Source organism: Tepidiforma sp. (assembly GCF_034432735.1).
Taxonomy (GTDB): domain Bacteria; phylum Chloroflexota; class Dehalococcoidia; order Tepidiformales; family Tepidiformaceae; genus Tepidiforma.
This window is the reverse complement of the sequence record NZ_DAOUBJ010000072.1, coordinates 57,698-81,144: the sequence shown is the minus strand read 5'-3', so window position 1 is coordinate 81,144 and position 23,447 is coordinate 57,698. Positions and strand designations below refer to the sequence as shown.

General features: G+C 65.1%; 23 protein-coding genes and 1 pseudogene. 9 read left to right on the top strand and 15 right to left on the bottom strand.

Annotated features, from left to right (window positions below):
• The 4 genes and pseudogenes from VAE53_RS07690 to VAE53_RS07675 all read right to left on the bottom strand — a co-directional run.
• Window positions 1-300: pseudogene (locus VAE53_RS07690) on the bottom strand (hypothetical protein); the annotation flags it as partial.
• A gap of 51 nt (window positions 301-351) precedes the next feature.
• Entirely contained in the window at window positions 352-1,116 is a 765-nt protein-coding gene (locus VAE53_RS07685; protein WP_322818784.1) for an alpha/beta hydrolase, read from the bottom strand.
• A gap of 9 nt (window positions 1,117-1,125) precedes the next feature.
• Window positions 1,126-2,538 carry an alpha/beta fold hydrolase gene (locus tag VAE53_RS07680; RefSeq protein ID WP_322818783.1) on the bottom strand — a complete coding sequence of 471 codons (1,413 nt, stop codon included), beginning with the start codon at window positions 2,536-2,538 and terminating at the stop codon, window positions 1,126-1,128.
• 84 nt (window positions 2,539-2,622) lie between these two features.
• Entirely contained in the window at window positions 2,623-3,258 is a 636-nt protein-coding gene (locus tag VAE53_RS07675) for a transglycosylase SLT domain-containing protein (protein ID WP_322818782.1), read from the bottom strand.
• 117 nt (window positions 3,259-3,375) lie between these two features.
• Here VAE53_RS07675 and VAE53_RS07670 point away from each other — a divergent pair, with 117 nt between their 5' ends.
• The gene (locus tag VAE53_RS07670) at window positions 3,376-3,864 is read left to right on the top strand and encodes a DinB family protein (protein ID WP_322818781.1); all 489 of its coding nucleotides are present in this window, start codon (window positions 3,376-3,378) and stop codon (window positions 3,862-3,864) included.
• Window positions 3,865-3,871: 7 nt separating this feature from the next.
• Here the strand turns inward: VAE53_RS07670 and VAE53_RS07665 are convergent, their stop codons facing one another.
• The 6 genes from VAE53_RS07665 to VAE53_RS07640 form a co-directional block, all read right to left on the bottom strand.
• Window positions 3,872-4,456 carry a DUF6282 family protein gene (locus VAE53_RS07665; RefSeq protein WP_322818780.1) on the bottom strand — a complete coding sequence of 195 codons (585 nt, stop codon included), beginning with the start codon at window positions 4,454-4,456 and terminating at the stop codon, window positions 3,872-3,874.
• Window positions 4,457-4,459: 3 nt separating this feature from the next.
• The gene (locus VAE53_RS07660; protein WP_322818779.1) at window positions 4,460-5,359 is read right to left on the bottom strand and encodes a LysR family transcriptional regulator; all 900 of its coding nucleotides are present in this window, start codon (window positions 5,357-5,359) and stop codon (window positions 4,460-4,462) included.
• Between the two features lie 115 nt (window positions 5,360-5,474).
• On the bottom strand, window positions 5,475-6,005 hold the full coding sequence (locus VAE53_RS07655; RefSeq protein ID WP_322818778.1) for a CBS domain-containing protein: 531 nt from the start codon (window positions 6,003-6,005) through the stop codon (window positions 5,475-5,477).
• 97 nt (window positions 6,006-6,102) lie between these two features.
• Window positions 6,103-7,143, bottom strand: a complete 1,041-nt coding sequence (locus VAE53_RS07650; protein WP_322818777.1) for a 2-oxoacid:ferredoxin oxidoreductase subunit beta — start codon at window positions 7,141-7,143, stop codon at window positions 6,103-6,105.
• Window position 7,144: 1 nt separating this feature from the next.
• Complete coding sequence (locus tag VAE53_RS07645) at window positions 7,145-9,055, bottom strand: 2-oxoacid:acceptor oxidoreductase subunit alpha (protein ID WP_322818776.1); 1,911 nt, start codon at window positions 9,053-9,055, stop codon at window positions 7,145-7,147.
• A gap of 12 nt (window positions 9,056-9,067) precedes the next feature.
• Entirely contained in the window at window positions 9,068-9,541 is a 474-nt protein-coding gene (locus VAE53_RS07640) for a CBS domain-containing protein (RefSeq protein WP_322818775.1), read from the bottom strand.
• 250 nt (window positions 9,542-9,791) lie between these two features.
• On the opposite strand from VAE53_RS07640, the gene VAE53_RS07635 reads away from it, so the two are divergent.
• From VAE53_RS07635 to VAE53_RS07615, 5 genes are all read left to right on the top strand, one after another.
• The gene (locus VAE53_RS07635) at window positions 9,792-11,135 is read left to right on the top strand and encodes an HD domain-containing phosphohydrolase (RefSeq protein WP_322818774.1); all 1,344 of its coding nucleotides are present in this window, start codon (window positions 9,792-9,794) and stop codon (window positions 11,133-11,135) included.
• A 137-nt stretch (window positions 11,136-11,272) separates the two neighbouring features.
• On the top strand, window positions 11,273-11,920 hold the full coding sequence (locus VAE53_RS07630; RefSeq protein WP_322818773.1) for a cytidylate kinase-like family protein: 648 nt from the start codon (window positions 11,273-11,275) through the stop codon (window positions 11,918-11,920).
• Between the two features lie 191 nt (window positions 11,921-12,111).
• The gene (locus VAE53_RS07625; protein ID WP_322818772.1) at window positions 12,112-12,459 is read left to right on the top strand and encodes a hypothetical protein; all 348 of its coding nucleotides are present in this window, start codon (window positions 12,112-12,114) and stop codon (window positions 12,457-12,459) included.
• Between the two features lie 40 nt (window positions 12,460-12,499).
• A complete protein-coding gene (locus VAE53_RS07620) occupies window positions 12,500-13,786 on the top strand; it encodes a hypothetical protein (RefSeq protein WP_322818771.1) in 1,287 nt (428 codons plus the stop codon).
• Between the two features lie 73 nt (window positions 13,787-13,859).
• Window positions 13,860-15,389, top strand: coding sequence for a YifB family Mg chelatase-like AAA ATPase (locus VAE53_RS07615; protein WP_322818770.1), 1,530 nt, complete (start codon window positions 13,860-13,862; stop codon window positions 15,387-15,389).
• Here VAE53_RS07615 and VAE53_RS07610 read toward each other — a convergent pair.
• Both VAE53_RS07610 and VAE53_RS07605 read right to left on the bottom strand, forming a co-directional pair.
• The gene (locus VAE53_RS07610; RefSeq protein ID WP_322818769.1) at window positions 15,386-15,667 is read right to left on the bottom strand and encodes a hypothetical protein; all 282 of its coding nucleotides are present in this window, start codon (window positions 15,665-15,667) and stop codon (window positions 15,386-15,388) included. The genes VAE53_RS07615 and VAE53_RS07610 overlap by 4 nt on opposite strands.
• A gap of 337 nt (window positions 15,668-16,004) precedes the next feature.
• Window positions 16,005-18,269, bottom strand: coding sequence for a bifunctional (p)ppGpp synthetase/guanosine-3',5'-bis(diphosphate) 3'-pyrophosphohydrolase (locus tag VAE53_RS07605; protein ID WP_322818768.1), 2,265 nt, complete (start codon window positions 18,267-18,269; stop codon window positions 16,005-16,007).
• Here VAE53_RS07605 and hisS point away from each other — a divergent pair.
• Window positions 18,169-19,623, top strand: a complete 1,455-nt coding sequence (hisS, locus tag VAE53_RS07600; protein ID WP_322818767.1) for a histidine--tRNA ligase — start codon at window positions 18,169-18,171, stop codon at window positions 19,621-19,623. The two genes, VAE53_RS07605 and hisS, sit on opposite strands and share 101 nt — an antisense overlap.
• A gap of 48 nt (window positions 19,624-19,671) precedes the next feature.
• Window positions 19,672-20,412, top strand: coding sequence for a DnaJ domain-containing protein (locus tag VAE53_RS07595; RefSeq protein ID WP_322818766.1), 741 nt, complete (start codon window positions 19,672-19,674; stop codon window positions 20,410-20,412).
• 295 nt (window positions 20,413-20,707) lie between these two features.
• Here the strand turns inward: VAE53_RS07595 and VAE53_RS07590 are convergent, their stop codons facing one another.
• The 3 genes from VAE53_RS07590 to fliM are packed head-to-tail and all read right to left on the bottom strand — an operon-like array spanning window position 20,708 to window position 22,672.
• Window positions 20,708-21,229, bottom strand: coding sequence for a chemotaxis protein CheX (locus VAE53_RS07590; RefSeq protein WP_322818765.1), 522 nt, complete (start codon window positions 21,227-21,229; stop codon window positions 20,708-20,710).
• A gap of 50 nt (window positions 21,230-21,279) precedes the next feature.
• Window positions 21,280-21,630, bottom strand: coding sequence for a hypothetical protein (locus VAE53_RS07585; RefSeq protein ID WP_322818764.1), 351 nt, complete (start codon window positions 21,628-21,630; stop codon window positions 21,280-21,282).
• On the bottom strand, window positions 21,623-22,672 hold the full coding sequence (gene fliM, locus VAE53_RS07580) for a flagellar motor switch protein FliM (RefSeq protein ID WP_322818763.1): 1,050 nt from the start codon (window positions 22,670-22,672) through the stop codon (window positions 21,623-21,625). The genes VAE53_RS07585 and fliM overlap by 8 nt, the downstream gene beginning before the upstream one ends.
• Before the next feature lie 221 nt (window positions 22,673-22,893).
• Between fliM and VAE53_RS07575 the strand changes: the two genes are divergently transcribed.
• A complete protein-coding gene (locus VAE53_RS07575; RefSeq protein ID WP_322818762.1) occupies window positions 22,894-23,394 on the top strand; it encodes a chemotaxis protein CheW in 501 nt (166 codons plus the stop codon).
• Window positions 23,395-23,447 lie beyond the last annotated feature (53 nt).

Below are 23,447 nucleotides of genomic sequence, written 5' to 3'. Positions count from 1 at the left end.
GGTCCCATCGAGCCCGGGGGTCGGCTTTGCGGTGGGCGATGGGGTGGGTGTCGGGTCAGCGGGGGTCGTGGCTGGAGGCGCGGCGGGGATCTGGCCGTCGATGCTACCGCTGGGTGGGCCGCCGGAGGAGGGGCCGCCGCTGCTGAGGCTATCGGCCGAGACGAAGACGAGGACGGCGATGGCCGCGATGACGGCGATGACCGATGCGAAGAAGAGGCCACGTCCGGCATTCGGGCTCGACTTCGCACCGACAGTTCGGTCTTTCCGCTCCGCGGGCCGCCTTCCTGAGCGCGCTGCCATGAGAGTTACCTTACTGCCGATCCCGCCGAGTGCCTACCGAAGCCAACCCGTTCACCGGATTCGCGGGTCGCTCGCGACGTCATCGAGGAACGCGCGGAGGAGGGCGATGGTGCGCTCTGGCTGCTCGAGTTGGAAAAAGTGACCGGTGCCGGGCAAGGGCTCCTGCCTGGCGAAGCGGCTGACGCGCCGGAGCCAGGCAGGGTCGCCGAGTGGGCGCTCCGCCCAGATTGCCATGAACGGTTTGGTATCGGCCGCTTGGATGAGCTGGGGCAAGCGGGACAGCACGTCGGGCGCATCTTCGAGCATTCCAATTGCAACTTCGGGTGGGCAGCTGTACATGACGCGCTCGGCGTACTCGCGGGCGGCTGGCGACGATTCCGGCGTGAAGAAGGATTCGATGAGTGGGCGCAGCCCTTCGCGGGTTCCGAACTCCTGGATCCGGTGGACGAGCGGGGCCGTGACTTCTCGGCGCGGCTCTGCGATGGGCGAGTCGCCGGTGACGATTCCGAGCACCAAATCGGGTCGAAGTTCGTTGATGACGAGTGCCGTGATGCCGCCGAGGCTGTGGCCGATCACCACGGCGGGGCCGACGCCCAATCGGTCGACGAGTTCGGCGATGTCGCGGGCGGCTTGTTGAATGCCGAACGGGGGGTGGGGTGGTGTTTCGCCCCGGCCACGTAGGTCGACGGCGATGCAGCGATGGTCGCGGCTGAGGTCGGCGACCTGCGGCTCCCATGCGTGTCGGTCACAGCAAAGGCCGTGGACAAAAACGATGGGGGGCACACCGGTGCCCGTATCGGAGTGGGAAAGGTGCACGCGCACAGGTTAGCGGAAGAGCGGAAGCCGACGCGAGCGCTCTCGCCGCCACGGTGCTGGGAGGAACCGGGAAACCCGGTCGACAAGCGCCCGTCGTCGACGGCGGCGGGTGGCGGCCTCCACTCGGTGGACGGTTTGGCGGACGGCCTCCGGCGCGTGGCGGCCCGTCTCCGAAAGGGCCGCGAGCACTTCGGCGGCAGCCGCGCGAGCTCGGGACAGGTCGACCTCGTCGATGCTCTTGCGCGCACGGCGAGCGCTGCGTGTGCCGACTTCGGCGAGCCGGGCGACGGTCTCGGCGGCGCGTGCCCGCGCGAGTTCGAGGTCGACGACGCTCGAGGCGGGGGTGGCCGAGCGGACGGCAGTTGTGACACGGCGCGACGGACGGCGCTTTTCTTCCCGTCGCTGGGCGGCAGCCTTGAGAAGGAAGCCCGCTGCGGCGAGTGCGATCACCGCGCCGGCACCGACGAGTACGAGGGCGAGTGTGCCCGGCCCGCGCCGGTCAGAGGATTCGTGTTCCGAGACGAGTTGGCGAAGGGCTGGCTCCGCGTCGGTGGTCTGCCGGGGGAATTCGCCCCGCTCTACTTCTGCGAGGAAGCTGGCGACGGCCTCGGTGAAGGCGTCGGGATTGTCGCCGGGAACGCTATGGCCAGCGCCCGGGATAGTGACGAGCCTCGCGGCCGGCATTTCGTGGACGACGCGTTCGGCGACTTCGGGAGCGAGGACGTCGCTTTCGGCGCCGCGAACGAGAAGGGTCGGCACGTCGATACCGCGGAACAGGCCCCACAGCTCGTCGCTGCTCAACTGCCAGCCGACGGTGAGTCCGCTATCGGGCTGACGGAAGCGACGGTCGAACTTCCAGGTCCATTTGCCGCTCTCCGTGGGTTTGAGGCGGTGTCGCATCCGTTCGCGGATGTTCTCGATGGTGCGACGCGGATTGAAGCGATGCGCCATCTGGACGAACTCTTCGAACTCGAGCTCGTCGGGACCGCGGGTGAAACGAACGATGTTGTCGACGCCTTCTTTCGAGGATTCGGGGCCGACATCGACGAGGACGAGTGCGGTGACGTGGCCGGGGTAGCGGTTGACGTAGGAAACCGCGTTGAGGCCGCCCATGGAGTGACCGATGAGCACGAATTTGTCGAGGCCAATCGCTTTGCGGAAGCCTTCGAGGTCTTCGACGAACGCTTCGCGGGAGTAGTCGCCGCTTTCGGACCAGTCGCTATCGCCGTGGCCGCGCTGGTCGAGTGCGAGGAGCCAATAGCGGTCCTGCATGCGCTGGGCGAACTCGTCGAACATGTGGCCCGAAACTCCGAAGCCGTGGAGCATCACGATCGGTGTCGCGGAAGGGTTGCCCCACTCCTGGTACGCGAGCTTGAGGCCGTTGACGTTGACAGAGCGTTCGATATACCCGGCCGTTACCATGGGTCACCTCCCGGTTGCGGCGTGCGGGGCGACGCCTGAATCGATGATACCACCGGGAAATGGGCGAGAGCGGGTGCGGCGGTTTCAGGCGAGTGGTGGGAGACCCTGGGCGGCGAGCAATCGATTGTAGGTCCGCACGAGGGCATCGCCCTGGTGGGCGAAGCCGCCGCCCGGATTGAAGGTATCGTCGTAGGCTGCGCGGACGGCGTACTCACCGATGTAGCCGGCTGCGGTGACTTTGTGCCAGGAGGAGGCGAGCCCGCGGGCGGCGCGTTCGGCATTGGCCTCGGGGTCGTAGCGGAGGTCGCCCATGCCGTGGCCGTAGCCTTGGTCGTGGAGTTGGAACAACCCCACGGAATGTCCACCATCGCCGATGGCGTCAGGCCGGCCTCCGCTCTCGATGAGCATGACCGCTTTGAGAAAGAGGGGCGGGACGTTGTACTTTCGGCCGAGTCGGTCGAGGAGGGGGTCCCAACGGTCGGGGTCGGCTGGTGCGCCAGCAGAGGCGACAGGTGTGTGAGGTATGGACAGACCCGCTGTCGTCGCCGGGCGTTCGCTGGGGTGGTGGGGAGCGCGCCGTGGTTGCGGGAGGTCGTGCTGGGCAGCTTGGAGCAGGTCGGCAAAGGTGCCCGAGCGCAAGGAACGAGCGTTACGGCCGGCTTCGGGGAGGGATACATGGAGGGCGGAGGGGATGCCAGCGGCGAGGGGGTCGATCGCCATAGGTCGATGGTAGTACGCTCGCGGATGCGTGCCGCCGGGGGATCCCCCGAAGTTGCGGTGCAAAATCCCGGTTCCTAGGTGGCCTCGATGGAACGTCGCATTCCGGACCCTACGTTGATGGCCAGGTTGCAGCTGAGCGTCAAGGGTGTGGACTGGGCCTCGGGCCTGGTCCGGCCGTGGCAGCACCGGAGGCCGGGCGATGGTGGCTGGACGCCGCATCAGCACGTTGCGCATTTGCTGGCCGTGGAAGAGAACGTTTTCCACGTTCGCATCCCGCGGATGCTCGTCGAAGATAGACCGGTGTTCGAGGCCTGGGACGAGGGGAAGCATATCAGCGAGGAGTACCGCGCGGAGGGTGATATCGAGGAGCTCGCCGAGGCATTCATGCGGGCGCGCGAGAAGACGGTCGGGTTTTTCAAGGATCTCACCTCCGAGCAGTGGACTCGTGTTGCAGTCTGGCCGAATGGCTCGGAAGTGGACGTGGCGTGGGTGGCGGAGCGTGCCCTCGCCCACGCGCTGGAGCACTTCGTGGCCCTGTTGAATCTTCACCAGGAGTTCGACAAGCGGCACGCGCGGACGTGGCTCGAGGGTCCGACCAGGGCGTAGGGGAGCCTCAACGCAGGATGGCTTCGTAGCGCCCGGTGGCGAGCGCTTCGAGCAGGTCGGTGTCGGTGCGGAGCGGCATGTGGAAGCGCGTGGCCGCCCGGCCTACTTCTGCTTCCGTGTGCGCATCGGAGCCACCGATGCCTGGGAGCCGAAATCCCTTGGCGAGCCCAGCTGCTGCGATGTTCTGGATGCGCGAATCTGAGCCGTTGGCGGCTTCGACCGAGACGAAGTACTCGACGGTTTCACGGGTGACGCGGAGGAGGCCATCGCGGGCGGGGTGGGCCAGATACAGCAGAGCCCCGCTGCGCTGGGCGGCGCGGGCAATTTCAGCGGCAACAGGGGAGTATTGTTGCGGCGGGAGTCCGAAGGCGAGCACGTGGCCGAGGTCGGTGGTCAGCTCGACGCCGTGAAAGACGGGTATCGGCGAGGCTGCTCGGAGTGCTGCGAGGGCCTCTTCGTCCCACGCCCGGTCGTGCTCCGTTAGGCAGATGGCATCCAGGCCGCGCTCGGCTGCGAGCCGGACGAGTTGGCCGGCTTGAAGGGCGCTGCACGCGGACCGTGGGTGGGTGTGGCAATGGAGGTCGACAAGCACGGTTCAACGCGGGAGGCGCACGCCGTAAATCTCCCCGAGGAGGTCGAGGAAGCCGGCCATGGGGCCCGATTGCGGCTTGTTGCGGCGGTACATGACGGCGATGTCGCGTTGGACCGGCTCGGCAGCTTCGATGTGGACTTTGTGGAGGGTGCCCAGGCGGATCTCGCGCTCGACGGAGACTTCGGGAAGGAGGGCGATGCCGAGGTTCGCTTCGACCATCTTCTTCGTGGCTTCGATGGAGTCGAGTTGCATTTGCTGATGTGGTACGACTCCGAGTTCGCGGAAGAGCCCCATGATCATGCCGTAGTAGCCGGAATCTCTGTCGAAGAGGATGAGCGAATCTTCGGCGAGGTCTTCAACGCGGACCGAGCCCTTCTTGGCGTAGCGGTGCTGGGCAGAGACCACGAGGACGAGCTCATCGCGGTAGAGGACGACGGTGCGGACGTCGGGGTGGTTGATCGGTCGACCGAGGCCGATCTGGACGTCGTCGTCGAGCACGAGCTGGAGGATCTCGTCGCTATGGCCGGTGCGGACGAGCACGTCGACGCCAGGGTGGTTATCGCAGAACACCTTGAGGAGCCTGGGGAGGACGTAGGTGCCTACCGCAGGGGCGGTGCCGATGAGCAGGCGGCCCGCTGTGCCGTCGCGGGTGCCCTCGAGCATCATGAGTCCATCGTTGAGTGTGCGCATGACGCGCTGGGCATAGGGGAGGAATGCGCGGCCGGCGTCGGTGAGTTTGACGCCGCGTCCCATTCGCTCGAAGAGTGGCTGGCCGACTTCGCGCTCGAGGGCCTGGATGCGGTTGCTCAGGGATGGCTGAGCGACGTTGAGGAGTTCGGCGGCGCGGCTAAAGCTGCCGCAGTCGGCAGCGGTGATGAATGCTTCGAGCTGCGCCAGTTCCATATACGTTTCTCGTGATCCATAGGGTGCGACTATGGCTTAGCATACGCCACGAGAGAGCCATCAGCTACGGGCATAGTTCTATTGGCTTCGACGACGGGCAGGGCGGCGATGGAACTCAATCGAAGTAGCGACCCATGAGCCAATTGAGCACGTCCCGCCCGGTGAGGATTCCGATGAGCTCTCCGTCGCGGACGACTGGGATATGGCGAAATCCTCCGACTCCCATTTTGTTGAGGGCGTAGGCCATCATGTCGTCTTCGCGGAGGACGACGGGGTCGGGGGTCATGAGTTTCTCGAGAGGCTCGTCGAGCGTGGCGAGATCGGGGGCGACGCGTTGGAGGACGTCGCGATCGGTAAAGATGCCGACGATGCTGCGTTCACGGAGCACGACGACGGCTCCGGAGCGTTGTTGCTGCATGAGCTGAATCGCCTCACGAACGGTCGCGGTGGCCTGAATCGAGACTGGCTTGCTCCAGCGAACGGCCGCAATCGGAAGGGTGAGGTCGGACTCTTTGAGGAGTTGTGCGGCGTCGGGGACGTCGATGCTGCTGAGGTCCATCATGCAGCGTTCGCAGGTTTCGGCGCCCTCGATGTTCTCGGCGCCGCAGCTCGGACAGACGATGACGTTCGCGGGCTCGTGCGGCATGGTTCCCCCGTTCGCGCGTTGCGAGACGCATTCGGGCCCTCCCAGCTGGGAGGGCTCGAAGATAGCAGAAACGGTGAAGTGCCGATACGTGGCCCGCTTATTCTACGACCCAGGTCTCGCCGGTGCGGAGGGCTTGCTCGAGCGACCCTTTGCCGCGGGCGATTGCCTCGTCGACTTGTTGTTGGACGAGCTGGTCGAAGGTCGGAGCGTCGATATCGCGGAAGACGCCGACGGGGACGGGGTATTCGGGGTAATCCATCCCGACGAGGATGTTGGCGAGGGTGATGTTCTCGGCGTGGGCGTCGTGCACGAGGAGGCCTTCGTCGGTCTCGGCATTTTCGACGATTTCTGGTGTGAAACCGTTCAACCGAATGCCGTGCTCGTTATTTTTGCCGAATCGGAGCGGTTTGCCGTGTTCGAGGTAGACCATGCGTTCGGCGCGCACTTCTTTTTCGGCGAATGCGGCAAAGGCGCCGTCGTTGAAGATGTTGCAATTCTGGTAAACCTCGACGAAGGAGACGCCGCGGTGCTTGGCAGCTCGGTACAGGGTCTCTTCGAGGTGTTTCGTATCGCGGTCGACGGAGCGCGCAACGAAGGTTGCGCCGGCAGCGAGGGCGATGCGGATGGGGTTGAGCGGACGTTCGGTGGTGCCGTACGGCGAGGATTTGGTGATTTTTCCGAACTCGGACGTGGGTGAATACTGCCCTTTGGTGAGGCCGTAGATGCGGTTGTTGAACAGGATGATGTTGAGATCGATGTTTCGTCGCATCGCGTGGAGGAGGTGGTTGCCACCGATGCTGAGGCCGTCACCGTCGCCGGTGATGACGAAGACCGTGAGCTCTGGCCGCGCCGTCTTGAGGCCGGTGGCGATGGTGGGGGCGCGGCCGTGGATGCTGTGGAATCCGTAGGTGTTGACGTAGTAGGGGAAGCGGCTGGAGCAGCCGATGCCGCTGACGAAAACGATGTTTTCACGGGCGATGCCGAGGTCGGGGAGCATCTTTTGCATTTGGGCGAGAATGGAGTAATCGCCACACCCGGGGCACCAGCGCACTTCTTGGTCGGTGACGAAGTCCTTCCTGGTGAGGACCGGGAGGTCGGCGGAGATAAGGCCATCGTTGGGAGCGGCAGAAGTTGTCATGTCAGCCTCCACTGACGCCGGCGCTGCGGGTGAATTCGAGGACGTATTCGTCGCGAAGGCCGAGGACTTCGTCGATCTTGCCTTCGATTTCGGCGATTTTGAACGGTTGCCCGGAGATTTTGTTGAAGGGGACGGCGTCGACGAGGAAGCGCCCGCGAACGAGGAGCGCGAGCTGGCCAGTGTTGAGCTCGGGGATGAGTACCTTCCGGTACCGTTTCAGGACGTCGCCGAGGTTGGCGGGGAAGGGGTTGAGGTAGCGAAGGTGTGCCGATGCGACGCTGAGGCCGCGTTTGCGGGCGTTGTCGCAGGCGCTGGTGATGGAGCCGTAGGTCCCGCCCCAGCCGAGGACGAGGAGGTCGCCCTCCTCGGGGCCGGTGACTTCCAGGGGTGGGATGTCGTTGGCGATCCGTTCGACTTTGGCTTTGCGGGCGAGGGTCATCTCGTGGTGGTTGCGGGGGTCGTAGCTGATGTCGCCGGTTTCGCCCGATTTTTCGAGGCCGCCGATGCGGTGCTCGAGCCCTTTTTGGCCGGGCACCGCCCATGGGCGGGCGAGGGTGTTGGGATCGCGCAGGTATGGGTTGAACTTTCCGTTCTGGGGTTCGGCGTATTTCCACTCGATGCGCGGCAGCTCGGAAAGGTCGGGGATGCGCCATGGTTCGGAGCCATTTCCGAGGTATCCGTCGCTGAGGAAAACGACCGGAACCATGTGCTTCAGGGCGATGCGGAAGGCTTCTATGGCCATGTAGAAGCAGTCGGAGGGGGTGCAGGGCGCGACGATGGCGACGTAGCTATCGCCGTTGCGCCCGAACATTGCCTGGAGGAGGTCGGCCTGCTCGGTTTTGGTTGGCATGCCCGTGGAAGGACCGGCCCGCTGGACGTCGATGACCACGATGGGGAGTTCGGTCATGACGGCGAGGTTGAGCGCTTCGCTTTTGAGGGCGAGCCCTGGCCCGCTCGTTCCGGTGAGCCCGAGGTGGCCGGCGTAGGCGGCACCGATCGCGGCGCCGATGGCGGCGATTTCGTCCTCGGCTTGGAAGGTTTTGACGCCGAAGTTCTTGAGCTTGGAGAGTTCGTGGAGGATGTCGCTGGCGGGGGTGATCGGGTAGCTCCCGTAGAAGAGCGGGAGACCGCTGAGGACGGAGGCGGCGACGAATCCGAGCGCCGTGGCCTCGTTACCGCTGATGTGGCGGTAGGTGCCGGGGGGCACTTTGGCCGGAGGAACGCGGTATTGGACGCGGAAGAGCTCGGTGGTCTCGCCGAAGTTGTAGCCGGCGCGCAGGGCGCGGAGGTTGGCCTCGAGGATATCGGGGCGCCGTTTGAACTGTTCCGTTGCCCACTTGATGGTGGTATCGAGCGAGCGGCCGTAGAGCCAGAGCACGAGGCCGAGGGCGTAGAAGTTTCGGCTGCGGAATTTGTCTTTGGCGCTGAGTGGCAGGCCTTCGAGCGCGAGTTCGTTTTGCCGCGTGATGGATATGGCTACGACTTGGTACCCGGCGAGGGAGCCATCTTCGAGTGGGTTGGTGTCGTACGCGGCCTTCTTCAGGTTGGTGGGTTCGAATTCGTCTTTGTCGACGATGAGGAGGCCGCCGGGCTTGAGGTCGCCGAGGTTCGTTTTGAGTGCGGCGGGGTTCATGGCGACGAGGACGTCGGGGCGGTCGCCCGGCGTGTAGATTTCGGTACTCGCGAAGGAGATCTGGAACCCGGAGACGCCAGGCAGGGAACCGGCTGGGGCGCGGATTTCGGCGGGGAAATCGGGAAGGGTGGCGAGGTCGTTGCCGAAGACCGCAGCGGTTCGGGTGAACTGGGTACCCGTGAGCTGCATGCCGTCGCCGGAGTCGCCGGCGAACCGGATGGTGACTCGCTCGAGCTCCTCGATGTGATGTTCGGGTTTGAGCTGGGTTTGGGTAGTCATGAATCTCTGCTCTTATCCACCCTCGGCTTGCTCCATCACCTGGTGAGGGCGAGGAGGCAGGTTCAGGACGTCTTCGGGATAGGCCTCTGCGAGGTCGCGGAGGAGATCGCCCAGGCGCAGGACCCCGACCACGCGGCTGCCCTCCACCACGGGCAGGTTCCGGTAGTGATGTTGTTGCATCATGGCGATTGCTTCGGCCACCGTCCCTGTGGAGGCAATCACCCGGGGCTGCTTCGTGAGCACCGAAGCCTCGAGCGGCTGGTCCCAATCGAATCCATCCACCATGCATTTCGTAAGGACATCGCGTTCTGTGAAGATCCCGTGGAGTTCGTCCTGCTCGATGGCGAGCAGGCACGAGGTTCGGTACCGGAGCATGGTCGCGATGGCCTGTCGAACGGGGAGGGTAGGCGAGACGGTAGCAGGCTCGCTGAGGGTGACCTCTGAGAGGCGCTGATTGACGAACCGGCTCAGCCGGGTGCGATCCATGTGCGCTTTCGTTCGCCTGTGTGGGTTACCGCGGCGCGGGGGCACTCGGGCTCACCGTGCACTGCATCCCAAGTGTACGCCCTTTGTTCGTGTCTTGCAGGAAGGTTTCGGTCGATCGGCTTGGGTCCACCTGATATGCGGTACGACTGTTCCTGATTTCTCCTGGACGTCACTCGGCGGTCCCTGCACGGCCACCTTTTGCGGGCCGATATTCGGAATACGCCCTGCTACCTGCGGGACACGGGGAAAGATGGCTTCCAAAGCGCAGATCCAGACCGTCAAGGCGGATTTTCTCGATCCTTCGCTTTACGAAGATGCCGGGCTCGCTGGGGTGCCACGCCTTAGCCGAGGGACCGTGCTCGGTGCACTGAGCCGGGCGTTCGATCTCGGCGAGGGACGAAAGCCCGGGCACGCGCAGCGGGTGGCGTATATCGGTGTGTATCTAGCGAGCGAGGTCGGGCTGGAACCGGCGCGCATCGAAGAGGTGTACTTTGGCTGCCTGCTGCATGACGTGGGGATGGCAGTCATGGAGCCGGTATCTCCGCCGGTGACCCGGCTCGTTTCGGGCTGGGGGCATGCGATACGGGCGGTCGATCCGGTGCGGCCGGCCCCGGCGGCGGGCTGGTCGGAGGTTATCGAGGCGATTGCCCGGCACTGCGAAGCTGGGGCAGATGTTGCCCGGCGCATGGGGTTCAGCGAGTCGGTTGCGCGGGCGGTGCTTACTCATCATGACTGTTGGGATGGCTCGAGCAGGCCGGGAGCCGCGCCAGGGGAACATACGCCGGTCGTCGGAAGAATCGTCGCACTGGCCGACCGGTTCGAGTCGTTGCTGGATGCCGAAGCGCCGCCGCTGGCGCTGCGAAGGAACGGGCCGCGGCTGTTGCGGGAAATGGCGGGACGCGAACTCGACCCGGACTTGGCAGAACGGATGGCGGCCATTGCCTCACGGGACGAATTCTGGCTGGGCCTTTATGACAACGACCTCGGCGCGGGGCTGATGGCGCTGAATTATGGCGGAGTCATGGGCCGAGACGAGCTTTTCGAGTTGCTGGGGGTGATTTCCGACGTCATCGACGTTCGGAACGGTCGGTCCGAGGGGTCGGGCCGGCGCATTGCCGAGCTTGCCCGGCGGGTTGCCCTTTACTGCGATATGACGGAGCGACGAGCGGACCTCGTGAAGGTCGCGACGCTCCTCCACGACATCGGGACGCTGGGAGTGCCTGCCCGGTTCCTGCGGAAGCCCGACATTCTCAGCGTGGACGAGATGGCGACCGTTCAAATGCACCCTATCTATGCGCGGGACATTCTCGGGGAGATCCCGGGTTTTGGTGCCGCTGCGTGGTGGGTTGGCTGTCATCATGAGCGGATCGATGGCAAGGGATACCCGGGGATGCTGGAGGGGAGCGAGGTCCCGGTCGAGGCCCAAATCATTGGCATGTGCGAGACGTACGACGCTCTGACGAATGACCGCCCGTACCGGCGGGCGCAGCCGCGCTCGGAAGCGTTGGAGATCCTCCGGGGGCTTGCTGGCAACCGGTTCGACGCGCATCTCCTCGCCCGCTTCGAGAGCGTGGCGGGCCCGTTCGACGCCTGAGACGGGCGCCAACCCGTCCGCATAGGCGCCTCCCGCGGAGACGGGGCCCGGCAAATCGGGCCCCGTCTTTCGTGACCGCTCATAGACCGGCGCTACAATGACGGCCCGCGGAGCCTTCCGCGAAGGGGGAACGGACGGTGACGACGCGTGTAGTTTCCATCTCCCGGCAGGTGGGCACGGCGGGCGAGGAGGTCGCTCGGGCGGTTGCCGACCGGCTGGCGTTTCGTTATGTGGACTATCAGGTGATTCAGCAGGCGGCGGCCGAAGCCGGCGTCTCTCCAGAAACGGTGTCCGAGGCGGAGCACACGCCGTCGTTGTTGACGCGGATCCTGGAGGCGCTGGCCCGCCATCCGTCGATGCCAGCGGCGGGGTGGGCGGACCCGATACCGTTGACGACGAGCCCGCTATACACGTCCGCGGATTACCGGCGATTCGTGGAAGACGTCATCCGTGATCTTGCCGAGCAAGGTCATTGTGTGATCGTGGGCCACGCGTCGCAGGTCATTCTTCGCGAGCGTGAGGATACCGTCCGGGTGCTCGTGACGGGCTCGCCCAAATTTCGCGCTCGCCGCATCATGACGGGGATGGGCGTCGACGAGAAGGAGGCGCTCAAGATCATCGAAAGGACCGACAGCGAGCGAGTGGAGTACTTCCGCCGCTTTTACGAAACCGGATGGCTGAACCCGAGTACGTACGATTTGTGCATCAACACCGACCACCTCTCTCCTGGGCAGGCCGCCGAGGTGGTCGTGCAGTTGGCCACGTTGCCGCGGGCATTTTCCTGATTTTCGGTCTTTGGGCGGGAGCCTTCCTCGGCTGCGGGGGAGGGGGTGAGACACCTGAACAGGGGAGTGGCCCCGTTGCTGCGACGGCGGCGGACCTCGTCCCCGACCTTTCCGACCAGGGCTTTCGGCTCGCTTCGAGCGGTGCGCTGCCATCGCTGGGCGACGAGCAGGATAGCTTCCTCGCCATTTATGTGGCCACGGGCGCGGTTTCGAGCATTCGGATCGAACTCAGCCTGCAGTCGTCATCCGATTCGGCGGCAGCCCGGTTCGGTGCGATCGCCGAGGCCTTGCGCAATCCGCCGCCGGACCTCTTCGGTCCGGGCACGAGCCAGGCACCAGGGGAATCCGTGTACGACGCGGACGACGAGCGAAGCTATGTGACTGCTCGTCCGGATGGACAAGGGAATCTGGTGTATTCGGATGCGTACCGGATGGGGAGGGCGATCGTCATCGTGTACACCTTGGGCAACGACGCGGAGGCGGCCCGAACTGTGCGTGAGCTCGTGGCGAGGCGGATCGATGCGCGGGCGCCGCGCTGACGGCTGATCGGGCTGCCACGGGGATGCTAGGATGCGCCGCATGTCGCCCCGATCCGAGCAGCGGCTGCGCCGCCTTCCGTTCGCCTTTACGTCGCTGGACCCGGCGGTAAGCCGAGAACCGGTGTACCTCGAAGCGAGCGACACGGGGCAGAGCTTCGGCATTCTGTATTGCCCGCCGGGACGCCGACCGAAAACGGTGTTCTATCTGATGCATCCTCGGGGTGAGTTCAGTCGGCATTATGTGGTTCCGGGGCTGACGGCACGTGGCTACGCCGTGTTCGGCCACAACAGTCGCTACCTCAACAACGACACGGACATGGTTCATGAGCGGCTACTGTTCGACATCGCGGCGGGCATGCGGTGGCTCCGGGAGCGGGGGTTCGAGCGCGTTGTCCTTCTTGGCAACTCTGGAGGGGGCTCGCTGCTCGCTTTCTACCAGGCGCAGGCTTCGCTCACGCCCAGTAGCCGATTGAAGCTGACCCCATCGGGTGAGCGCATCGACTTGGCCGGGGAGGCGATGCCCCCGGGCGACCTGTACATTGCCGTCGCGGCTCACCTTGGCGAGGGGCGTTTCATGTTGAACGTGCTCGATCCGAGCGTGGCCGACGAGCATGACCCGACGAGTTACGACCCGGCCTGGGACATGTACAACCCGGACAACGGCTACCGACCGTTTCCTGAGCCGAGCACGTACGACCGGGGTTGGCTGGCTGAGTATCGGGCTCGGCAGCGGGAACGGAGCCGCCGGATCGACGCGATCGCGCGGGAGTACCTCGCCGAGCACGCGTTCTTTCGCGGTGAACTGCGGGCGGAGGGCTTCGCGGCTTTATCGGGGTGGGCGCGATCGTTGGTTGCGAGGAGGGCAAGGCTCGGGCGGTACATGGTGATCTATCGAACGTTGGCGAACCCGGCCTATCTGGACCCGACTATCGACCCGAGCCGTCGGCCGCTGGGGAGCATCTTTTCGCCCGGCGACCCGATCATCGGGAACTATGGCTACGGTGGCCTCGCGCGGGTGATGACGCCGCGCGGTTGGCTGAGCACGTGGAGCGGTACCAGTTCTCAGGCGGACCTGCCGGATTCGATTCAGAAGGTGACCGTGCCGACGCTGATCGTGTTCGCGGATGGGGACTGCGACATCTTTCCTTCGGAACAGCGGGAGCTTTTGGAGAAGTCCGGGGCCTCGGACAAGCAGCTGGTGACGCTGGAATGGGCCGACCACTATTTGAATCCGGTCGGGGAAGCGGGACAGCGGCTCGGCGATCCCCGTGAACGGCTGAACGACCTGATCGTGCCGTGGGTGGAAGAGCGGCTGGGCGGGCCGTGACGTGCCCCGGTGGTCGCGCGGGTGCCACGAATGGGGTTGACCGCGGCTGATCCCGACGGCCTACAATCCGGCGATGCTCGCCCGTGTCCTGAGCTGTGCGGTCGTCGGGCTCGATGGCGAGCTCGTCGAGGTCGAAATCGATATTACCCGGGCCCAATTACCGGGCGTGACGGTGGTGGGCCTCCCGGACGCGGCCGTTCAGGAATCGAGGGAGCGGGTGCGGGCGGCGATTCGGAACAGTGGACTGGCGTGGCCGGCGAACAACCGCCTTACGGTGAATCTGGCGCCGGCCGATCTGCGGAAGGAAGGGCCTGCGTACGACTTGCCGATTGCGGTAGGTATCCTGGCGGCTTCGGGACAAGTCGAGGCCGGGCTCGGCGATGCGGCTTTCGTTGGCGAGCTAGCCCTGACGGGAGATGTGCGCCCCGTCCGCGGGGTGCTTCCGATGGCGATGACGGCCGCAGAACGCGGGATTCGAAGGCTCTTCGTGCCGCCGGACAACGCGGCGGAAGCCGCGCTCGTCGAGGAACTCGCGGTGTACCCTGCTCCATCCCTGGCAGCGCTGGCTGCGCACTTGAACGGCGGGCCAGCGCTTTCGCTGTTCCGGTCATCTGGTCAATCGCCGGGCGACCCTTTCGCAGGGCTCGTGACCGACTTTGCCGATGTGGTGGGGCAGGAGCACGTGAAGCGGGCGCTGGAGGTGGCGGCAGCGGGTGGGCACAACGTGGTGATGAAGGGGCCGCCGGGGAGCGGGAAGACGCTGCTGGCCCGAGCCGTGCCGGGGATCTTGCCACCGCTCTCGAGCAGCGAGGCGATGGAGGTGACGCGCATTTACAGCGTGGCGGGGCTGTTGCCGCCGGGGGCGGGGTTGGTGGCGTCGCGGCCGTTCCGGGCCCCACATCACACGATCTCGAACGCGGGGTTGGTCGGCGGCGGATCGGTACCGCGCCCCGGCGAAATTACGTTGGCGCACCGAGGCGTGCTGTTCCTGGACGAGCTCCTGGAGTTCGACCCGCACGTTCTCGAGATGCTCCGACAGCCGCTAGAGGACAAGTCGGTCACCATTTCGCGGGCGAAGCAGGCGGTGACCTTTCCCGCGAGCTTCATGCTGTGCGCGGCGCTGAATCCGTGTCCGTGCGGCTATCTGGGCGACCCGGACCGGCCCTGTACCTGCCCGCCGCCGCTGGTTCAGCGGTATCAGCGACGACTCAGCGGGCCTTTGCTCGATCGCATCGACCTCTTCGTGGACGTCCCGCGGGTTCCGTTCGACAAGCTGAGTGCGGCGACGCGTGGTGAGTCGTCGGCGGCCGTCCGGGAGCGGGTAGCTGCGGCGCGCGTGCGACAGGCGACGCGATTCGTCGGTACGCGAACATCGACGAACGGCGAAATGAGCCCTGCTCAAGTCCGGGATTTTGCCCAAGCCTATCTGGACGCGGCCGCGGCGGAGCTGCTGAAGCGCGCGGTGGACCGGCTGAACCTCTCCGCCCGGGCGTACCACCGGGTGTTGAAAGTGGCACGCACGATTGCCGACCTTGCGGGCTCCGACCAGATTGCCGCCCAGCACATGGCCGAGAGCATCCAGTACCGCGCTCGTATCGATTAAGGTGTGCTTTTTCCGCTGGTGGGCATGAAGGTTTCGACGAAGCGCCGGAACGTCTCGGGCCCAGCCCAGGCGAAAGGGGCTTCTCGGGCCCGTTCGACCCAAGCCTCGAATTCGCCTGCGGCGTCTGCGGCCAGCTCTCCGAGACGAACGTTCGCCTCGGTCAGCGCGGCAGCGGCAGCGAAGAGCTCGGACCACCGTTGGAGGACGATTGCGTACTGGCGCCCGAACGCGAGCGCTTGTTCCGAGGGGGCAAGGAATGGGGAGCGCCGCCGTGGCATCGGCTGGGAGTATACGGGAACTGGTCAGCGGGCGCCGGGGCGGCTTTCCGAACATTTGTGTTGACAGTCGCACATGCGTTCGCATATGCTTCGTTCGATTTCCGAACGGATGTGCGAATGATGGTCAATCCCGTGCTCACTGTGATCGTCGATCTGGTGCTCATCGGGTCGGCGCTTTGGATCCTTTCGGCGATGTTGACGGAAGCGCTAGGCGAGCGGCGCCCGTCGGTCGGCATGCGGCGGCCGGCGGCCCGGGGCGATACTGTGCGGCATCGGTCGCCAAGGCGAGCTCGTACGGTGCGGCTCACCGTTGGGGCCCGGCGGGCGGCTTGAGGCGTCAGGGCGCGGCGCGGCGAAGGGGGACGGGGGATTCTTCGGGCAGCGGTTTGCGCCTGCGCTCCTGAACTCTTTCGACGGAGCGAACCCCACGGATGATTTCGATGCGCGCGAGGAGCCGGGAAAGCTGCTCGATACCGGTCGTTTCGAGTGTGGTGGTGATGGTGACGGAGCCTTCGCCGTGTTCGCTGGTGCGGACGCCGACCATGTTGACCTTTTCTTCGGTGACAACGGTCGTGATATCGCGGAGGAGGCCGACGCGGTCCCAGGCTTCGATTCGAATCGATACGGGATAGGTGCGCGTGACGGTGCCCCACTCGACCTCGACGATTCGTTCGTGCTCTGCCTCGTTGAGGATGTTGAGGCAGTCAGCACGATGGACGGAGACTCCGCGGGACCGGGTGACGTAGCCAACGATTTGGTCGCCGGGGACGGGGTTGCAGCAGCGCGCCATGGTGGTGAGCAGGTTACCGACGCCGAGGACGCGCATCCCCGGTCCGCCCAGCTTGGCTGGTTCCTGTTTTTGGGGTAGCGGTGCGGGCGGCTCGTTCTCGGCCTCTTCCCGCTCGATCTCGGCCGCAACCTTGCGCGCGATGCTATTGGTACTGACCCCGCCGTAGCCGATAGCAGCGAGGAAGTCTTCCCAGTTGGTGTAATTGAACAGCTGAAGGAGTTGTTCCTGGCGTTCGGCGATGTCCCAGCCGAGTCGTCGCAACTCCTTCTCGAGCATTTCTCGTCCGCGTTCGATGTTCTCGGCGCGCTCCTGTTTTCGGAACCACTGGCGAATTTTTTCGCGAGAGTGGGCGGTGCGGATGTAGCCGAGGTTCTGGTTGAGCCAGTCGCGCGAGGGCCCTTTGCTGGCGCGGCTGCGGAGGATTTCGACGACGTCGCCGGTTTTGAGGGGCGAGTTGAGGGCCACCATTCGACCGTTGACTTTGGCGCCTACGGTCTGATGGCCGAGGTCGGTGTGGATGCGATAGGCGAAATCGAGGGGCGTGGCGCCGGCTGGGAGGTCGAGTACGTCTCCTTTCGGCGTGTAGACGAAGACCTGGTCGTGGAAGATATCGGTTTTGACGGATTCGATGAATTCGTCGGCACCAGCGAGGTCGCGTTGCCACTCGATGAGCTGGCGGAGCCAGGCAATTCTTTCCTCGTCGCGACCAGCCTGGCGGTTGCCCTCTTTGTAGCGCCAATGGGCAGCGACGCCGTATTCGGCGACGCGGTGCATTTCCCATGTTCGAATTTGGATCTCGAGAGGCCTGCCGCCCGGGCCGACGACGGTGGTGTGGAGCGACTGGTACATCGAGTCTTTCGGGTTGCCGATGTAGTCGTCGAATTGGCCGGGGATGGGGCGCCACAGTGCATGGATGACGCCAAGCGCATGATAGCATTCGGAAACGGTATCGACGAACACCCGGACGGCCAGGAGATCGTAGATCTGGTCGAAGCTCTTGGACTGTGCGGAGTACCGCTTCATTTTTTGGTAGATGCTGTAGATATGCTTGGCACGCCCGGTGACTTCGGCCTTGATTCCAGCTGCTTCGAGGTGTGTTTTCAGCGTGTCGGAGGCTTCGGCGATGATCCGCTCGCGCGTCGTGCGTTTGGAGGCGAGGAGCTCGGCGATTTCGCGGTATTTATCGGGTTCGAGGTAACGGAAGGCGAGGTCTTCGAGCTCCCACTTGATTTGCCAGACGCCGAGGCGGCTGGCGAGTGGGGCGAAGATCTCTTGGGTCTCGAGGGCGATACGGCGCTGTTTTTCGGGCGGAAACGCCCAGAGGGTCCGCATGTTATGGAGGCGGTCGCAGAGCTTGATGAGGACGACGCTCAGGTCCTCGGCCATTGCCAGGAACATTTTTCGCAGGTTCTGCGATTGGGTGGTGCCGCGCGATGGGTCGAGCTCGCGGACGTTCATGGGGAGCTTTTCGAGCTTGGTGAGCGCCTCGACGAGCCGTGCTACGCGAGGTCCGAACCGCTCCGCGATCTCGTCGTTCTTGACGCCGCAGTCTTCTTGGACGTCGTGGAGGAGGGCTGCCGCGATGGCGAGATGGTCGAGCTCGAGATTCGCGACGAGTTCGGCGACGGCGAGTGGATGGGTGATATAGGGGTCTCCGGTTTTTCGGAGTTGCCCTTCGTGATGCTTCGCGGCGAATTCGAAGGCTTCGCGGATGATGCCGAGTCGGTCTTCGGGAAGGTATTGCCGGGCGCGCGTCAGGAGGCCGTCGATGGAGACGCTAGCTACGGCGGGCTCTCCAGGGCTGAGTGACATTGGCGGCGGCCTCTTTGCCGGGGCGATCCCTTTCTATATCTTAGCATGCAACCAGTTCCCCTCGTTAGGACCACCGATGGCTCGATTTCAGGCTCCACGCGGCACACAGGATGTGCTGCCGGCGATGCAGCCGTACTGGCAGGCCGTGCTCGATGCTGTGCGCGAGGTCGCCCGGCTTCACGGTTTCCAACGGATCGACACGCCGATGTTCGAAGACGCCGCCGTTTTCGAGAAGGGCAGCGGCGACACGACGGACATCGTCGAGAAGGAGATGTATGTCTTCGAGGATCGCGGCGGCGATCGGCTTGCGCTCACGCCGGAGGGGACGCCTGCCATCATTCGCGCGTACCTGGAACACGGGATGGGCAGCTGGCCGCAGCCGGTGCGCCTGTATACGACGCATCCGATGTTTCGCTACGACAGGCCCCAGAAGGGCCGCTATCGACAACACACGCAGTTCGATTGCGAAGTACTTGGCTCGTCGGACCCGCTCGTCGATGCCGAGGTCATCACGATGCTCTGGCGGCTGTATGCGATGCTGGGGATCCGGGGGGTGACCGTGCGGCTCGGGTCGCTCGACGATCTCGAGCCGCGCCGGGCCTATGTACAACGCCTGAAGGAGTATTACCGGCCGTATTTGGACCGCCTTTCGGAGGATAGCAGGAGACGGTTCGAGCGAAATCCGCTCCGGCTCCTGGACAGCAAGGACGAGCGTGACCTGCCGTACAAGGACGGGGCGCCGAAACTGATCGATCAGCTCAGCCCGGCGGCCCGGGAACACCATGAGACGGTTCAGGCAGCTTTGGCGGCCGCGGGCGTGAAGTTCGTGATCGACCCGCTTCTGGTGCGGGGGCTGGATTACTACAACCGAACGGTGTTCGAGGTCGTGCCCGACGATGATGAGCGTGCGCAGGGCACGATTGGCGGCGGTGGCCGCTACGATGGGTTGGTCGAATTGCTGGGTGGTCCTCCGACGCCGGGGATTGGCTTTGGCACGGGCATCGAGCGGATCATCCTCGAGATGCAGAAGAACGGGGTGACCTTCGAGCCTTGGCCGGCTGCGGAGGCGTTCGTTGTCCACCGAGGGGAGGGCTCGAGCCCGGCGGCCATCCGCCTGGCCGCAGATCTGCGCGAGCGCGGTGTCGCGACGGTCATCGGGGAGAGCGGCCGCTCGCTCAAGGCGCAGCTTCGCTCGGCCAATGCAGCCGGGGCCAGCGTCGCGCTGATCCTCGGCGAGGACGAACTCGCGAGTGGGTCGGTGGTGATCAAGCCGTTGCGGGGTAACTCCGAGCAGGTGAAGGTTGCGATGGCGCAGGCGGGCGACGTGGTGCTGACGCACGTTCGCGGCGGCTGAACCGGGACTTTCTGTTTCGCTTTACCTCGGGCGCGGTACGATCGAGGGGTGGCGAGCGATGACCCGGGAACCGCGACGGACTGGTACGAGGTTCTGGAGGTTTCCCCGAATGCGAGCCGGGAAGTGATCGAGGCGGCCTATCGCAGCCTCTCGGCCCGCTATGGTGCGGATCCCGATCCGGCGGTTCGCGAACGACGCCGAGAGCTCGATGCGGCCTGGGCGATACTCGGCGACCCAGCCCGGCGCGCAGCGTACGACGCGGGCCGCGCGGGACCGGCGAGCGTCGCTCCGGTGCCGGAAGCTCCGCCGCCTGGGACCATCGTGGCTTGCCCGCGCGACCCGGGGGTCGAGACTGCCCTTCGGTGCAGCCGCTGCGGTACGCCGATTTGTCCGCGGTGCCTCGTTCAAACGCCGGTGGGGGCGCGGTGCCGGGGTTGCGCGCGGATTGCCCGCAATCCGATCTACACGCTCTCGGCCGGTGGCATGGCGCGCGCAGCGGCGGCCTCGCTGGTCGGTGGCCTCGTGATGGGCCTCGCGTGGGGACTCGTGCTGCTGCCGTTCACGTTCGGCTTTTTTGCGATTTTCGTGGGAGCGGGTCTCGGCTACGCCTTCACGCGGGTGCTCGAGTTCGCGACGGGGCGGAAGCGAGGACCTGCCGTGGTGGCCTTTGCGATCGCGGGTATCCTCGTCGCTTGGGGGGTGATGGCTATCCTCGTGCCGGAGGTGTGGCTCTATGGTGCCTTACCGGCTGGCATTGCTGCCTACCTTGCGTACGCCAATCTGCGCTGAGGGTGGGACGGGCCGCTACTGGACGAGGAAGCTCATGACCCCGATGAACCCGAGGCTGATGAGGCCAGCCAGGAGGATTCCGAGCAGGTCCCGGGGTACGTAGGCGTAGTCCTTGGTGACGTGGTGTGCGCGCACGTGAGGGACATGCTGCCTTTGCGGCTTGGGCTGGGGAGCCTCTCCGGTGGTAGGGCGGGGAAGGGATGCGGCCGGGGCGTCGAGCCGCCGCCTTCGCCGGGGACGTTGGTTGGTCACGACTGCATGCTAATGGGCGGCGGGGGAACGCTCCACTCGCTGCTCAGACTTCTTTGATGGCGATGTCGATGGTGAATTCGCCGAACGAGACGACGAGCGGGATGACGAGCCGGGTGAGATTGAGCGTGGCGATGCTGCTGCCTTTGCCGAGGAGCAGTACGGGCGGCGACATGTCGCTGGGGAAACCGTTGCGCTCCAGGGCGATGCCGGCTTGGCCGGTGATCATGTTGGCCAGCTCGGCGATGGCGCTTTGGGGCAGCGAATCGAACTCGACGACCTCTTCGCCCATCATGCGGGAGGCGAAGGCCTTCGCGGTTGTTTCGGACATGGAGTAGATGACGAGGCCGGCAACTCCGCCTGTGATGGCGATCAGGACGGAAACGTCGTTCGAGGTCTGAGGCGAGCGGACGCGGTGGAGCTGGCCGCGAGTGACTTTTTCGCCGCATTCCTGCTGGATGACGCGGGCAGCAGCTTCGACGAAGGGGGCGACGAGTTCGACTCGGGCCCGGTCCCCGGCTTCTGCGGCCGCCTGTGCAGCTTCGGCGACGGTGATTTTGGCGTGCATTCGTTTCCTCCTGGGCTGTGGGGCGGGCCGGGAGGGCCCTCGGTGGGCGCTCAGCTGACCTGCAGCGCTCGGCCGAGGTCGGAGGCGTAAGCGCCGAAGTCGTCGATGTCGCGGGATGTGATGGTGACGGTGGGCGGAAGCATGCCGTGATCTTCGAGACGCATGGCGAGCTCCCAGCGAGCCCATGTCTTGAGGAGGGTCGATCTTTCGACGGGTGCGAATCGGGCACGGGTCATTTGCTGGACGAGTTTGCGGTGGGCGTCTTGGGAGATCAGGACGGTCACGGTCGTCATCCCGGCCCGGCCACCATCGACCTTGAAGACGAGGCGGTGGAAGCCGGTCCCCCCGTTCATGATCTCGGATGACATGAGGACGGCCCGAATGGGGAGGGTGCTAGCCATTGGCGTCATCCTCGAAGGGTCTCACCCACCCATCATCGTCAACGATGCCGGTCACCTGTAGGGCCAAACGGCGGCCCCGGGTGCCGGGGACGCCGGCGAAGCGTTCGCAATTGCCGACCATGACGCGTAGCGGTTCGTCGACTTCGCGATCGAGCACGATGATGTCACCCGGCTCGAGGCGAGCGAGGTCGGTGGCGGAAACTCGCGCAGAGCCGAGGATGGTGCGTACGAGGACGTTCATCGGGAGGATTTGCTCTTCGCGGACGCGTTGTTCTTCCTTGGCTTTTCGGCTCGGCCGGTTATCGAAGAGGCTTTGGCCGGTGAGCTTGGGGAGGATCTGTTCGAGGATCGTGAGCGGGAAGCAGAGCGAGATGCCGCCTGTCTGTTCGGCGAGGCGGATTTCGTACCAGGCGGTGATGACGAACTCCGAGGGCGGGATGGCGTGCATCACCTGGGGGCCGAGCGCGAGCTCGGAGACATCCGGGGTGAGCTCGACGATGCGCGCCCAGGGCTCGATGAGCGACCGAGCGACGTCCATGCCGATATGGCGAATGAGTGCGATTTCGATATCGGTGAGGTCGCGATTGAGGGTGCGGGGCGGCTGCTTGCCCTTGCCGCCGAGCAGGCGGTCGATGATGCCGAAGGCGACGTCGAGCCCGAAGGCCGTCACGGCATAGCCTTGGAGAGGTGACATGTCGATGATGATGACGATCGACTGGGTGCCGAGCTGGCTGACGTATTCCTCGTAGATGCCGCGCTCGAGGGCGCTCAGGCGGGACTCGACTGGGGCGCGGAGCCGGGCCGAGAAGTTCGCGGCCATGGCGCTCGCGACACCCTGCTGGATGATCTGGAGACCGCGGAGCTGTTCTTTGGAGAGTTTTTCCGGGTGGCGGAAGTCGTACGGCTTGACGCGCCGTTCGCCTCGGTCTTTGCGAGGGGGCGGGGGCATGGCGACGATGCTGTCGGCGTCGAGCTTGCTGACGTCGGCGCTGAGGAGCGCGTCGATTTCGCGCTGAGTGAGCACGGCGTTGTCGGATGCCATTGGTGGCCTGCCCTTCTCCCGCAGTGTCTCTGTTGTGACTATCGGCACGAAATTGGCGGATTCCCTAGGGGGCGGTGCAGAAATCCCGACCCTTTGGGAACGGGTCAGGGAAGATCCGGGGACGCATCGGGGAAGCGGCGGATGCCCGGCGCCGGCGACTGGTCCGTAGCTTGTGATAGCGCCCCGGCTCCCGCCGGGACAGCCCACAGGAGGACCGACTCGTGGCCAGGCTGGATGCCGTTTCCGAATCTTCATCTCTCCCTGCGAGTGAAGAGCACGTCGTTATTTTCAAACTCGCCGACGAGTACTACGCGCTGGATATTCAGACGGTGCAGGAGATTGTCAGGATGCAGAGCATCACGGCCATTCCTGGCGCCGACTTTTGGGTGGAGGGGATCACGAACCTGCGTGGCCGGGTGGTGCCGGTGCTCGATCTTCGCAAGCGGTGTGGGGTACCAGCGAGCGAATACACACCGGAGACGCGCATCGTGGTGGTCAGCAGTGCGACGGGGATGGTGGGACTTATCGTCGACGCGGTGAGCGAGGTGATGCGGATCCCGAGCGACCAGGTGGAGCCGCCGAGCGCGATCGTTGCGGGGCCGGAGAACGGGTACCTGCGCGGTGTGGCGAAGCTGGAAGACCGGCTGGTTTCATTGATGGACCTGGAGGGCGTCCTGCCGAATCCAGCCGACGACTACAGCGCGTACTCGCACGCCGCCTGAGGTGCGCCGAACGCCGAGGAGCCATTTGCGCTCCGCCAGCGAATCCCCGATAG